The following is a 13,709-nucleotide window of genomic DNA, read 5'->3' on the forward strand; positions in this document are numbered from 1 at the left end:
CCGATCTAGGCGACTGATCGTGCGGCCGGATCGGCGCACGATTCGAGAATGGCGGGTGACAGGCGGTGCAGCGGCAACTGGCGCTCCACGGCGCCCAGGTCGAAGGCGGCCTTGGGCATGCCATAGACGACGCAGGACGCTTCGTCCTGGCCCAGGGTGCGACCGCCGGCCTGGCGCATGGCCAACAGGCCCTTTGCGCCGTCGCGGCCCATGCCGGTCAGGATGACGCCCGTCATCGGACGCTTCAGCCGCACGACGGATTCGAACAGAACGTCGACGGACGGTCGATGGCCGTTGACCGGATCGCTGGGGACCAACCGACAGCGCGGGGTCAGGCCGGGCGAGACCTCCAGATGGGTCGCGCCGCCGGGCGCCAGATAGATGTGGCCAGGCTGAAGCGGCGCGCCGTCCACGGCCTCGGTCACGGTCGGGGCGCAGACGCGGTCCAGACGAGCGGCGAAACTGGCGGTGAAGGTCGCCGGCATATGCTGGGTGATGACGGTGGCGGGGCAGTTGGCGGGAAAGCCGCTGAGCACGGTCAGCAGGGCCTCGACCCCGCCGGTGGACGAGCCGATGGCCAGGACATGATCGGGTGCGGGGCGATAGGCGCGCGGGGCCTCGGCGGCGGCCGGCGTGTCGCCCCTGGCGCGGACGCGCGAGCGGGCGGCGGTCTTCACCTTGCCGATCAGGTCGTGGAAGGCGCCGACGCTGGCGACCGCCGGCTTGGCCACCGCGTCCACGGCCCCGATCTCCAGCGCGGCCAGGGTCACGTCGGTCCCGGCGGCCGTCAGGGTCGAGACCATGACCACCGGCATCGGCCGCAGCCGCATGATCTTTTCCAGGAACTCCAGCCCGTTCATATTGGGCATCTCGACGTCCAGTGTGATGACGTCGGGGTTCAGGGCCTTGATGGCCGCGCGCGCCTCGATGGGATCGGCGGCCGTGCCGACGACCTCTATCTCCGGGTCAGACTTGAGCGCGGCCGAGATCAGGCCGCGCATGGTCAGGCTGTCGTCGACGACCAGGACGCGCACGGGGCTCATGCGGCCGCCAGGCGATAGGTGGTCAGGCCGGCGGTCTGCAACTGGCTGGTTGCGGGCCCTGACACCCGTTCGGAATGGCCGATGTAGAGGGTGGCGCCGGGCGTCATCAGGGGCGTGAAGCGCCGCCACACCCGTTCCTGGGTCGCGTCGTCGAAATAGATGACCACGTTGCGGCAGAAGATGACGTCGAACCGGCCCTTCATCGGCCAATCGCCGATCAGGTTCAGTTCCTTGAAGCTGACCAAACGCTTCAGCTGCTGGCCCGCCGTCCACTGTCCGCGGTCGGCGCGGTCGAAATATTTGCGCCACAGGGTGACGGGGGCCGGCTCCAGCGCCTCTTCGGAATAGGTCCCGTCATGGCCCTGCGCGACCATGTTGGGATCGATGTCGGTGGCCAGGATCCGAACGTCCAGGTCCGCCGCCTCGGGCAGGGCCTGGAGCACAGTCAGGGCCATGGAATACGGCTCCTGCCCGTTCGAACAGGCCGCCGACCATAGGCGCACCCGCCCGCCGGCGCGGGCGCGCGCGGCCAGTTCCGGCATGACCCGGTCGCGCAGGTCGTCGAAATGGTGCGGCTCGCGATAGAAGCGGGTGACATTGGTGGTCAGGGCCGCCGTCATCTTCTGACGTTCGTCCACCCCGCCCACCCCCTCGATCAGGGCGCAGTAGTCGCGAAAGCTGGTCAGACCCAGGGTCCGCAGCCGCTTGGCCAGGCGCGAATAGACCAGGGCCGCCTTGCCCTCGTTCAGGGCGATGCCCGCGTGGGCGTGCAGCATTTCGGCGATGTGGCGGAAATCATCCGCGGTGAAGACGAACTCCCCCTCGACGATAGATCCCCGACCGGCGGCGGCGTTCATGCGGCTTCGGCCTCGACCTGCGGCAGGATGTGATCCAGTTCGATCAGGCTGATCATGCGGCCGTCGATGGAGAAGATGCCCTTGACGAAGGTCTTCACGCGGTCGCTGGCGACATCGGGCGTCGGCTGGACCGCCGCCTCGCTCATCTGCAGGATGTCGGACACGGCGTCGACCAGCAGGCCGACCATCCGGCCGCCGATGTGGGCGACCATGATGACGTGGCGGGCCGTCGGCTCGGACGTCTCGAGCCCGAAACGCGCGCCCAGGTCGATGATGGGCAGGACGGTGCCGCGCAGGTTGATCACGCCCTTCATATAGCCGGGCGAACGCGGCAGGGGCGTCGCCGGCGTCCAGCCGCGGATCTCGCGCACCGACATGATGTCGACGCAGAACTCCTGGGCGCCGATGCGGAAGGCGATCAGTTCGCGCTGGGGGTCTTTGGCTTCGGTCATGAATCAGCTCGCAAGCTTGAGGTCGGGGCGGGCCGCCTTGCGGCGCATGTCGGCGACAAGAACGTCGATATCGAGGATCAGGGCGACGCGGCCGTCGCCCAGGATGGTGGCGGCGGCGACGCCTTCCACCGGCTGGTAGTTGGTCTCCAGGCTCTTGATGACGACCTGGCGCTGGCCCTGGATCGCCTCGAAAAGCAGGGCTGCCTGCTGACCACCCTCGGTCTCGACCACTACGGCGACGCCGCCGGTGGGATCGATGGGCGTGCTGCTGAAGCCCATGATGAAGGCCACGTCGATCAGCGGCAGGAAGCGGTCGCGGAAACGGATGACCGGATCGACGCCGCCGACATGGTGCAGATCGACAGCCTGGGGCGTCAGGCTTTCGACGATGGCGGGCAGCGGCGCGATCAGGGTCTGCTCGGCGGCGGTGACGACCATCCCGTCCATCACCGCCAGGGTCAGCGGCAGGCTGAGGGTGAAGGTCGAGCCCTTGCCCGGAACCGAGCTGATGGAGATGCGGCCGCCCAGGGCCTGGATCGAACGTTTGACCACGTCCATGCCCACGCCACGGCCCGAAATGTCGGACACCACGGCGGCGGTGGAGAAGCCGGGCGCGAAAATCAGATTGTCGACCTGTTCGTCGCTGAGCGCGGCGTCGGGCGCGATCAGACCCTTGTCCACGGCGATCTTCCTGACCCGCTCGCGATTGATGCCGCGTCCGTCGTCGGCGATTTCGATGACGATCCGACCCGAGCGGTGCAGGGCGGCCAGACGCACCGTTCCTTCGGCCGGCTTGCCGGCGGCGACACGCTCCTCGGGCGTTTCCAGCCCATGGTCGATGGCGTTGCGGAGCATGTGGGTGATCGGCTCGGCCAGGCGTTCGACCACGGTCTTGTCAACCTCGGTATCCTCGCCGGCCGTGACCAGGCGAACCTGTTTGGAGACCATGTCCGCGACCTCGCGCACCAGTCGCGGCATACGCTGGAACACCGATTTCACCGGCTGGGCGCGGATGGCCATGACGCTGTCCTGAATCTCGCGCGTCAGAAGCTCCAGATCCTCCATGCCGAGCGCGATGCCCGAGGACCGGGCCAGGCCGCTTTCCAGCACGCGCTGGGACAGCATGGCCTGCTGGATGACCAGTTCCCCCACCACGTTTATCAGACGATCCACCCGATCCAGATCGACCCGGATCGTGACGGGCGCGGCGGCCGAGGCGGCGGGCGTCGCCATCGGCATGGCGGCCGGGGCCGGTTCAGGCGCGGGGGCGACGAAGGCCGGGATTTCGGGCACGGCTTCGGACGCCGCCTCCGGTACGAGGTCAGCCACAGCGCCGGTCGCGCGGGCCAGCAGGGCGGCGATGTCCAGATCGTCGGCGGCGGGCAGGATCGCGGCTGGCTCGTCCTCAAAGACAACGGCGGCGGCGGAAGCATCAGGGACGGCGTCGGACGCCTCGCCCAGCGGCGTGATGGTCAGGTCGCAGTCGCTTTCCACGAAGTCGAAAACCTCGCGCACCTCGGCCTCGTCCACATCGGCCGACAGATCGACAGTCCAGGTCAGGCAGCCGTCTTCGACCGACAGGGCGTCCAGCGTGGGAACCGCGCTGTCGTCCAGGTTGACCTGGGTCGGGCCAAGCCGTCCCAGTTCGCGCAGCAGCAGGCCCGCCTCGTTGGCGTTGGCGTACATCCGCCCCATCGGCCTGAACACGATCCGCCACCCGGCAGGGGCGGCGCCCATGGGCGCGGCGGGTTCGTCCAACGCCATATCGAAAGCCATGGGGGTGAAGCCGAAGTCGTCGTCTTCCTCCATGACGGGCGGCGGAGCCTCGCCGCCATGCGTCAGGACCTCCAGTTCGCCGACCAGGGCGGCCGAGCGCGCCTCGTCCACCGGCGGGATCAGCCCCTGGGCGGCCTGGATATGATCGGCCAGCACGTCGGAGGCGCGCAGCAGGGTCTTGATCGTGACCGCGTCGCACGGTTTCCGGCCCGCGCGCAACTCGTCCATCAGGGTTTCGAACACATGGGCGAACCGGACCAGCGCCTCCAGCCCGAAGGCCCCCGCCCCGCCCTTGACGGAGTGGACGGCGCGGAAGACGGCGTTGATCGTCTCCAGGTCCGTCTGCCCCTGCTCAAGCAGCATCAGCTTGGCCTCCAGGTCCGCGAGCAGTTCGTCGCATTCCTGGAAGAAGGTGGCTTTGATGGATTCGAAGGCGTCCATTGATTGCGGGTCCGGCGGGCGTGTCGATCAGGCCGCGACGCGGCGAACGGCGTCCACCAGCTTTGCGGGGTCGAAGGGTTTGACGATCCAGCCCGTGGCGCCGGCCGCGCGGGCGCGCGCCTTCTTCTCGACATCGCTTTCGGTGGTCAGGACCAGGACGGGCGTGGCGCGGTGGTTCGGATCGGCGCGCACGCCCTCGATCACCCCGAACCCGTCCATGCGCGGCATGTTGATGTCGGTGATGACGACGTCGGCGCCCCGCGCGGCCAGGGTTTCCAGACCGTCGATCCCGTCCACGGCCTGGATCACGGTATAGCCCGCATCCTCCAGCGCCAGCAACAGCATGTCCCGCATGGTGCGCGAATCGTCGATCGTCAAAACGGTCTTGGTCACGCTTGAGCCCCTTCGTTGATCAGATCGGGCGCGCCGAAAGCCGCCCATTGTTCGCCCAAAGGTTGCGACACAGAACCTAACCTTAGGTTGACGCCATCGGCGGCCCAGGTTCGGGCGGCCGACAGCAGCACCTGAAGGCAAAGACCACCCAGCCGCTGGACGCCGGAGGCGTCCAGCACCAGGTCGCGGCCGCGTCGCGCCAGGAGCTCGGCCTTCAGCGGCGCCGCCGCCTTCAGGTCCAGGATTTCGGGCAGAACCAGCAGATCGGCCATCAGAACTCCTCCCATCCGTCTTCGGTAGGCGCGGGTTGCGGCTTCAGGGCGGCGCCGCCGCGTCCCAGGGTCTTCAGCGCGGCGACCATTCGGCTGGGCGCGGACGGGGCGGATGCGCGCGGCGGTGCGACCGGGGCCATCCGCAACGGGCTTTCGCCGACCCGGAACTGGGCCACCGAGGCCTGCAGGCTTTCCGCTTCCTGGGCCAGCGAATGGCTGGCGGCGGTGGACTGTTCGACCATGGCGGCGTTCTGCTGGGTGACCTGATCCATCTGGTTCACGGCCGTATTGACCTGGGCCAGGCCGACGGCCTGCTCCTGGGCCGAGGCGGCGATTTCGGTGACCAGGCTGTCGATCTCGGCGACCCGGTCCACGATCCGTTGCAGCGCCTCCCCGGTCTCGCCGACCAGTTTGACGCCCGCGCCGACCTGGCCCGTCGAGGCCGAGATCAGGGTCTTGATCTCCTTGGCGGCCTCGGCCGAACGCTGGGCCAGGGCGCGAACCTCCGACGCCACGACCGCGAAGCCGCGACCGGCGTCGCCAGCCCGCGCCGCCTCCACTCCCGCGTTCAAGGCCAGAAGGTTGGTCTGGAAGGCGATCTCGTCGATCACCCCGATGATCTGGCTGATCTGCGACGAGGAGGTCTCGATGGCCGTCATGGCGGAGACGGCGTCGCGCACCACCACGCCGCTTTTCTCGGCGTCGCCGCGCGCGGCCTGGACGACATCCGACGCCTGGCGCGCGCCCGAGGCGGTCTTGTTCACCGTGGCGGTGATCTGATCCAGGGCTGCGGCGGTCTCTTCCAGGCTGGCGGCCTGTTGTTCGGTGCGTCGCGACAGGTCGTCGGCGGCCTGGCTGATCTCGCCCGCGCCCGAGCGGATGCCCGCCACATTGGCGACGACCACAGACACCGCGCCCTGAAGCTGGGCGATGGCGGCGTTGAAGTCGGACTTCAACCGCTCGGCTCGCGGCGCCACCTCCAGGGTGAAGCGGTGCGTCAGATCCCCGTTCGCCATGGCCGACAGGCCGGTGGCCAGGGCCTCGAGGGCCGCCTTGTCCTCGGCCGCGATCCTGGCCTTCTCCGCCTCGTTGGCCGCACGCTCCTGCTCAGACAGCGAACGCTGGGCCAGGGCTTCCTGTTCGATGCGCATTTTTTCGACGGCGGCGTCGCGGAAGGCCACGACAGCCTGGCTCATCTTGCCGAACTCATCCTTGCGGTTCGCCCCGGAAATCTGGATCCCCGTGTCGCCCGCCATCAGCTTCTGCATATGGCCGATGATGGCGAACAGCGGACGCACGATCGCGCGCGAGGTCAGGAAACCCGCCGCCAGGGCGATCAGCAGGGCCGCGATCAGGCCGGCGACGACGGCGACCATGGCGGCGTTGGAGGCCTGCGACTGCGCCTGCCGCGCAGCAGCGACCGCAGCGGTGTTCGCTTCCTTGATCTCGTCGATCGCTGTTTCCAGCGGCGCCAGATAGGTGTCGGCCAGACCCTTGCGCCCCACAAGGCCAAGCGCCTCGGCCTTGCGACCATTCGCCATCATGGCCGATCCCGCCACGACCACGTTCTCGTACCATACGGTGTTGGCCTGGATCGCCCGGTCGATCGGCGTCTCGCGCTGGCCCGAGAGGTCATCACGCAGTTCCTCCATCGCCTCGAGGAACTTGGCGCGATGCTCATCGACCCGCTGACGATAATAGGGATCCTCGGACAGAAGATACCCGCGGAAGGCGTTTTCCTGGCGCGTGACATAGAACTCGGCGGCGGCGGCGTCGCGGATCGCCTTGTTCTCCAACGTCCTTTGATCGCCGGCCGCATTGATCCTGACCAAACTGGCGACGATGACCACGCCCATTACGGCGATGGTCGTCAGCACAAGGGCGAAGGCCGTGAACAGCTTTCGGCCGACCGGCATGTTTTCGATAAGCTTCAACTCAATATCCCCTTACTGGGTCAATCAAAACGAATAGGCGGCGGAGGCCACGAGGCGACCTTCATAGGGTTCGCCCGCGTTGTGGCGGTCGGTGTCGTACCAGCGCAGATCCAGGCCGACGGCGTCGGTCAGTCGGCGTTTGGCGCCCAGGTTCCAGGCGTTGTAATCAACCCCGCCGTCCGCCATGCGATTAGCGACGGCAGCCGAAACCTTGGTGGCGGCGGACATTGCGACGGCGCCCTGAAGCTCCAGCCACCAGGCGGCCTTCGTCGCGGCGAAACCGTCGGGCGAATAGTTGACGCGAATCCGCGTCGCGACCGGGCCCAGCTTGCGAGCGGCGTCAGCCTGATATTCCCAATAGTTGGCGTCCACGCCCGCGCGGCTGCCCGGCAGGTCGCGGTTCAGGACGGCCAGATCGAAGGCGAAACCCGCCGCTCTCGGCCGCCAGCCCAAGGTCGATATGATTTCCATATCGTAGCCCTGCGACCCGGCGGCGTCTGTCGCGAAGACGCTGACGTAAGCCTGGCCCAGCACGGTCTCGACCTTGGCGAAGGGCGCGATGTCGCCGTCGCTCTTGCCCAGGCCCTTGCCGACGTACTGGCTGGCGACGCCCGCCTCGCCGGAAAGGGATTGCGCCTGGGCGACAAGGGGAAACGCGAAAACGAGGCCTACGACGACCGCTGGGAATGCAATGGTTTGGCGACGCAAGATCGAAAGCCCCTGGAACCGTCGCAATATGCTTTCCAAGCGTGAGGCGATGATTAATGCCGGGCGGAATTTCATCCTTATGTAGAAGTGCGTAGCCGCAGCCGGCTTCGAGCCTCTGTTTCGCACATCTGCGGCACACCGATTGCGCGCACAGCCCTCAACTCCGCGGATTACGTATTTCCCCGCATTAGAGGATGGCCTATACCGAAATACGCCGAAAAGACGGCTAAGGGAGCGCCCGGCTGTTTTGCGTCCGTCAGCATGAGCCCTGGTAAAAGCGACTTTCCCCTTGCTGGCGCGCGGGGTTTTCTGAACCTTCGCCTGGCGAACACCTGGCCGGGCGGCGCCTTGATCGCATGCACCAGCGTATTGGCGGCGATGGGATTGAGGCTGGCGCTGGAGCCCGTCGCCAAATTCTATTACCTGCCAATGGTGCCGGCAGTGATGATCACCGCCCTTCTGGCGCCGCGCAGCTCGGTCTTCCTGTCGATCATTCTGTCCATCGTCGGGATAGAGCTGACGGTCAGACGGGGCGGCGTGGTGGATACGATGGCGAACGGCGGCCTGTTCGCCCTGGTCGGGCTAGCCGTGGCAGAGGCCTGCAGCCGCCTGCGGGCGTCTCGCGATGCGGCCGAAACCCTGGCCCGCAACCTGGCGCATCGCAAGACGCTGCTGACCACCATCCTGGCCTCCATGTCCGTGGTCACTCTGGACGACGGCGGCCGAATCCGGCGCATCACCCGAAGCGCCGCCGCGCTGCTGGGGCTTGAACCGCAACAGGCCATCGGGCGACGTTTCGATGATCTGGCGCCCGGTTTCGACGCAACGCCGGCTGAGGGTTCGGCGCGGGGCGACGAGGCGTCCCGGCTGTGGCTGATCGAGCGTCCAGGCCAGGAGCCGGTCCGCCTGACCATCAACGCGCATAAGCTGGCCGACGACGCCGCGCCGGAACGGATCGTCCTGACCCTGACGGACCAGAGCCAGGCCGAGGCGACCCGACGCCAGGAACGTGAGTTGAACGACCGCCTCAGCAGCGTCTGGCGTCTGAACTCCATGGGCGAAATGGCCGCGACGCTGGCGCACGAGTTGAATCAGCCGCTCAGCGCGGCCGCAGTCTATCTGCACGCAGGTCGGACCGATCTGTCCCGGATCGGCCCCGCAGCCGAACCGACCGTCGACACCCTGGACCTGGCCAAGGCCCAGTTGCTGCGCGCGGGCGACATCATCCGGCGGATGCGCGAAATGATCTCCAACGGGTCGCGCGCCTTCAGCGAGGAGCGGGCCGCGCAGATCATTCGCGACCTGGAGCCGGTGATCGCCCTGATCGGTCAGGACACCGGCGTCGCCATTCGCATAGAAACCGACGGAGCGGACGATCAGGTGCTGGCCGACCGCATCCAGTTACAGCAGGCCCTGGCCAACCTGATCCGAAACGCCGTGGATGCGGTCATGGACCGCGACGACGGTCTGGTGACGGTGATCGGTCGCACGCTTGGCTCCGAGGGCTACGAGATTTCGGTGCGCGACAATGGGCCGGGCATCGCCGAGGATCAGATGCACCGCATCTTCGACCCGATGATCTCGACCAAGACCGGCGGCATGGGCCTGGGCCTGTCCGTCACCCGCTCCATTGTCGAAAGCCACGGCTCGGCCCTGGTCGTCAGCCGTCCGCAGGACGGCGGAGCCTGTTTCACGTTTCGATTGTCACGCCCCACGGAGTCTGAAGCCCCATGACCCCGCATTCCATCTTCATCGTCGACGACGATCCCGCCATGCGCGACGCCCTGACCCTGATGTTGCGCGGCGCCGGGTTTCGCGCCCGAGCCTTCGTCAGCGCCGACGACTTTCTGGGCGACCTGCCGACAGACGCCAGCGCCTGCGTCGTCACCGACGTTCGGATGCCGGGGGTCGAGGGGCCGGAGCTTGTGCGCCGATTGAAGACCCTGCGCGGCGACAGCTGGCCGGTCATCGTCATCACCGGCCACGCCGACGTGCCGCTGGCGGTGCAGCTGATGAAGGCGGGCGTCTCGGACTTCATCGAAAAGCCGTTCGATCCGCAGCAGATCCTGGACAGCGTCGGCCGCTGCATCGCCTCGCTGAGCGGGCTGGAGGCCGAACGCGCCGCGCGCGAGGAGGCGCAAGGCCGCCTCGCCTCCCTGACCAACCGCGAGCGCCAGGTGTTCGACGCCCTGATCGACGGTTGCTCCAACAAGGAGATCGCCCTTCGTCTGGAGATCAGCCCGCGCACCGTCGAGATTTTCCGCGCCAAGGTGATGACCAAGATGCAGGCGCCGAACCTGTCCACCCTGGTGCGGATCGGAATGCGTCTAGGCGACGCTTGAGCCGGAGCGAAATCGTCGCCACCTTAGAACAATCATGAGCGACCGGTCCGCAGGCCTGGCCCCATCGCGCGTCACCGCGGTTCTGGGCCCCACCAACACCGGCAAGACCCATCTGGCGGTCGAGCGGATGCTGGGTCATGCCTCGGGCATGATCGGCCTGCCGCTGCGGCTGCTGGCGCGGGAAATCTATGAGCGGATCGTCAGGTTGCGCGGGGCCGCCGCCGTCGCCCTGATCACGGGCGAGGAGAAGATCGTCCCGACGCGCCCGCACTATTTCGTCTGCACGGTCGAAGCGATGCCGCTGGAACGCTCGGTCGAGTTCCTGGCTATCGACGAGATCCAGCTGGTCGCCGACCCGGAGCGCGGCCACGTCTTCACCCAGCGGCTGCTGCACGCGCGCGGCCGGTTCGAGACCATGTTCTTGGGCGCGGGCACGATGGAGCCGCTGATCCGCCGTCTGGTCCCGGACGTCGAGATCGTGACGCGGGATCGCCTGTCCACCCTGTCCTATGCGGGGTCCAAGAAGCTGACCCGCCTGCCTCGACGCAGCGCCATCGTCGCCTTCTCCACCGACCGGGTTTACGCCATCGCTGAGCTGATCCGGCGTCAGCGCGGCGGGGCGGCGGTGGTCATGGGCTCGCTCAGTCCCCGCACCCGCAACGCTCAAGTGGCCCTGTATCAGTCGGGCGAGGTCGACTTCCTGGTCGCCACCGACGCCATCGGCATGGGGCTGAACATGGACGTGGACCATGTCGCCTTTGCGGGCCTGAGAAAGTTCGACGGCAGGCGGACCCGCTGGCTGCACGCCCATGAGATCGGCCAGATCGCGGGCCGAGCGGGCCGCCATCTGCGCGACGGCACTTTCGGCGTGACGGCCGAAGCCGAGGACCTGGATCCCGATCTGGTCGAACAGGTGGTCGAACACCGGTTCGATCCGGTCGAGGCGGCGGAGTGGCGCAACGCCCGGCTGGACTTTGACACCCTGCCCGACCTGCTGCGGTCCCTGACCGTCACGCCCCAGCGGTCGGGCCTCAGCCTGACGGCGGAGGCCTTGGACGAAACCCTGCTGCGCCGCCTGATCAGGGACGAGGAGATCGCCCGCATCGGCCGCTCGCGCGGGGCCATCATGCGTCTGTGGGAGGCGTGTCAGCTGCCGGACTTCCAGAAGACGACGTTGGATGAGCACAGCCGTCTGGCCAAGGACGTCTTCACCGCCCTGACCAGCAAGCGCGGGCGGTTGGCGGACGACTGGATGGCGCCCCGCTTCGCCTTCGTGGACCGTGACGACGGCCAGATCGACCAACTTTCAGCGCGGCTGTCGGCCGTGCGCACCCTCTCCTACATCGCCAACCGGCCTGACTGGGTTCACGACGCCCAAGGTTGGCGCGACAAGACCCGCGCGCTGGAGGACCGGCTGTCCGACGTGTTGCACGAACGTCTGACCGCGCGGTTCGTGGATCGCCGCACCACCGCCCTGATGCGCGCCCTGAACGTGCGCGACGACACCTTTGCAGGCGTCGCCGACGACGGCGAGGTGACGGTCGAGGGACAGGTGGTGGGCCAGCTTCAGGGTGTCCATTTCCAGATGGAGAAGGGGTCGTCCGCGCTGGAAGACCGGACCTTGCGCCAGGCCGCCGTCCGCGCCGTGACGCCCGAGATCAACCGCCGTCTGGGACGGTTGGCCGCCGAGACCGACGACGCCTATTCGGTCACGCCCGACGGTGCGGTGCTGTGGCGCGGCGTGCTGACGGCCCAGATTACAGCGACGCCGCAGGGGGCCGATCCGTTTTCACCCCAGGTTCGGCTGCTGGGCGATCTTGGCCCCACGCCTGCGCGCGAGCGGGCGCAGCGTCGGCTGGAGGCGTGGCTGGCTTCGGAGGCTGGCCGGGCGCTGCGTGATCTGCGCCGCCTGCGTCAGGCGGTCGAGACCGGCGCCCTCAAGGGCCTGCCGCGCGGCGTCGCCTTTCGCCTGATCGAAGCCGGGGGCCTGATCGACCGGCGCGAGGTCGAACGCGATCTGGCCGCCCTGAGCCAGGTGGAGCGGCGCACGCTGAAAAGCTTCGCCATCCGCGTCGGGGTGCATTCGGTCTGGCTGCCGGGCCTGCAGAAGCCCCGCGCACGCCATTTCGCCCAAGCCTTCATCGCCGCGCCCCTGATCCCGGCGACGCCCGACCTGATCCCGACCCCGGTCGAGACGCCCTCGCCGCGCCTGCTGTCGGCGCATGGCCTGCGTCTGGCGGGCCGCTGGCTGGCGCCGGTCGACACGCTGGAGAGGATGGCTGAACTGCGCGCCGCCAATCACGGACGGCTGTCGGACGAAGCTCTGACCGAACTAGGGTGGAGCCCCGATCAGGCGAAACAGGTCATCGCCGCCCTGAAGACCGACCGCGCCAGACAGCCGGACAGGCCAGGCGCCGCGCCCAGGCCGGTGAAGGATTCACCCTTCGCGGCGCTGGCGGCCCTGACGGAGGCGCCGCCCGCACGCGCCAAGCGACGCCGCCCGCGCCGGAAGGCAAAGGCTTGAGCGAGGACGCCTGCCGCATCGACATATGGCTGTGGCGCGCCCGGTTCGTGAAGACGCGGGGCCTGGCCGCCGGCCTGGTCGAGCGCGGCGCCGTGCGGCTGACGCATCACGGGCGCGAGACGCGGCTGGACAAGCCCAGTCGCTGCGTCCACGTCGGCGACCGGCTGACCTTCGCCCAGAACGGGCGCGTCGTCAGCCTGCGTGTCGAGGCTCTGGGTGAAAGGCGCGGACCCGCCGAGGAAGCCCGCGCCCTCTACGCCCTTACTTTTGAATGACGAACTCGCCTTCGATGTGCAGCTTCACCTCGTCGGACACGGCCGGCAGGGCGTAGTTGATGCCGAAGTCCGAGCGCTTGATGGTCGCTTCGCCGTCGAAGCCGGACTTGTAGGCGCCCATGACGGTTCCGGCGCCGTTGAACTTCACCTCAATGGTGACCGGCTTGGTCACGCCCTTCAGGGTCAGGTCGCCGACCACCGTCGCTTCGTTGCGATCAGACGGATCGACCGTCACCGAGCGCGACACGAAGGTCGCGGTCGGATGATTGGCGGTGTCGAAGAAGTCGGCGGTCTGCAGGTGGGCCTTTAGCCGGTCGTCGTTGGGCGCCACGTCGGTCAGCGGAATGGTGGCGGTCAGCGTCGAGGCCGACGGATTGGCCGGGTCAAGCTTCAGCTGGGCCTTCACGTTCACGAACTGGCCCGTATAGGTCGACAGGCCGAAGTGATTGACCGACCACGTGATCTTGCCGTGGCTGGATTCCAGGTCGTAGTTGCCGGCGGTGACCTCGGTCGGGTTCGTGGTCAGGGCGGCCTGGGCGACCACGGCGCCGCCGGCCGCGAGGCTGAGCGCCAGGGCGCCGGCGAGGGCGTATTTCACGAAGGGCGTGCGCATGGGGGAGATCCTGTGATGGAAGGGCGGATATGCAATCAATACAGTTGCGATTAAGCCTGACCGTTGTCAAGGCGCGGTG

At 67.9% G+C, this 13,709-nt stretch carries 13 protein-coding genes; 4 read left to right on the forward strand and 9 right to left on the reverse strand.

Features of this window, described 5'->3' with window-relative positions; all coding sequences use genetic code 11:
• Positions 1-5 precede the first annotated feature (5 nt).
• Genes KZX42_RS07710 through KZX42_RS07745 form a run of 8 tightly spaced genes read right to left on the reverse strand, consistent with a single transcriptional unit; the run spans position 6 to position 7,876 of the window.
• On the reverse strand, positions 6-1,043 hold the full coding sequence (locus KZX42_RS07710; protein ID WP_248118610.1) for a chemotaxis response regulator protein-glutamate methylesterase: 1,038 nt from the start codon (positions 1,041-1,043) through the stop codon (positions 6-8).
• Entirely contained in the window at positions 1,040-1,900 is an 861-nt protein-coding gene (locus tag KZX42_RS07715) for a protein-glutamate O-methyltransferase (protein ID WP_248118611.1), read from the reverse strand. The genes KZX42_RS07710 and KZX42_RS07715 overlap by 4 nt, the downstream gene beginning before the upstream one ends.
• Positions 1,897-2,352, reverse strand: coding sequence for a chemotaxis protein CheW (locus KZX42_RS07720; protein ID WP_248118613.1), 456 nt, complete (start codon positions 2,350-2,352; stop codon positions 1,897-1,899). The genes KZX42_RS07715 and KZX42_RS07720 overlap by 4 nt, the downstream gene beginning before the upstream one ends.
• Before the next feature lie 3 nt (positions 2,353-2,355).
• Positions 2,356-4,569 (reverse strand): chemotaxis protein CheA, encoded by a 2,214-nt coding sequence (locus KZX42_RS07725; protein WP_248118615.1) that lies wholly within the window; start codon positions 4,567-4,569, stop codon positions 2,356-2,358.
• Positions 4,570-4,596: 27 nt separating this feature from the next.
• Positions 4,597-4,962, reverse strand: a complete 366-nt coding sequence (locus tag KZX42_RS07730) for a response regulator (protein ID WP_248118617.1) — start codon at positions 4,960-4,962, stop codon at positions 4,597-4,599.
• A complete protein-coding gene (locus KZX42_RS07735) occupies positions 4,959-5,234 on the reverse strand; it encodes an STAS domain-containing protein (RefSeq protein WP_248118619.1) in 276 nt (91 codons plus the stop codon). Before KZX42_RS07735 ends, KZX42_RS07730 begins: the two co-directional genes overlap by 4 nt.
• Complete coding sequence (locus KZX42_RS07740; protein WP_313432194.1) at positions 5,234-7,168, reverse strand: methyl-accepting chemotaxis protein; 1,935 nt, start codon at positions 7,166-7,168, stop codon at positions 5,234-5,236. The genes KZX42_RS07735 and KZX42_RS07740 overlap by 1 nt, the downstream gene beginning before the upstream one ends.
• 24 nt (positions 7,169-7,192) lie before the next feature.
• A complete protein-coding gene (locus KZX42_RS07745; RefSeq protein ID WP_248118621.1) occupies positions 7,193-7,876 on the reverse strand; it encodes a TorF family putative porin in 684 nt (227 codons plus the stop codon).
• Between the two features lie 261 nt (positions 7,877-8,137).
• On the opposite strand from KZX42_RS07745, the gene KZX42_RS07750 reads away from it, so the two are divergent.
• The 4 genes from KZX42_RS07750 to KZX42_RS07765 are packed head-to-tail and all read left to right on the forward strand — an operon-like array spanning position 8,138 to position 13,017.
• Positions 8,138-9,610, forward strand: a complete 1,473-nt coding sequence (locus KZX42_RS07750; protein ID WP_248118623.1) for an ATP-binding protein — start codon at positions 8,138-8,140, stop codon at positions 9,608-9,610.
• Complete coding sequence (locus KZX42_RS07755; protein WP_248118626.1) at positions 9,607-10,218, forward strand: response regulator; 612 nt, start codon at positions 9,607-9,609, stop codon at positions 10,216-10,218. The genes KZX42_RS07750 and KZX42_RS07755 overlap by 4 nt, the downstream gene beginning before the upstream one ends.
• A 34-nt stretch (positions 10,219-10,252) precedes the next feature.
• Complete coding sequence (locus KZX42_RS07760; RefSeq protein WP_248118628.1) at positions 10,253-12,742, forward strand: helicase-related protein; 2,490 nt, start codon at positions 10,253-10,255, stop codon at positions 12,740-12,742.
• Positions 12,739-13,017, forward strand: a complete 279-nt coding sequence (locus KZX42_RS07765) for an RNA-binding S4 domain-containing protein (RefSeq protein ID WP_248118629.1) — start codon at positions 12,739-12,741, stop codon at positions 13,015-13,017. The genes KZX42_RS07760 and KZX42_RS07765 overlap by 4 nt, the downstream gene beginning before the upstream one ends.
• Here KZX42_RS07765 and KZX42_RS07770 read toward each other — a convergent pair.
• Entirely contained in the window at positions 13,004-13,630 is a 627-nt protein-coding gene (locus tag KZX42_RS07770) for a YceI family protein (protein ID WP_248118630.1), read from the reverse strand. The two genes, KZX42_RS07765 and KZX42_RS07770, sit on opposite strands and share 14 nt — an antisense overlap.
• Positions 13,631-13,709: the final 79 nt, after the last annotated feature.

Source organism: Brevundimonas sp. EYE_349 (genome assembly GCF_023147505.1).
Taxonomy (GTDB): Bacteria; Pseudomonadota; Alphaproteobacteria; order Caulobacterales; family Caulobacteraceae; genus Brevundimonas.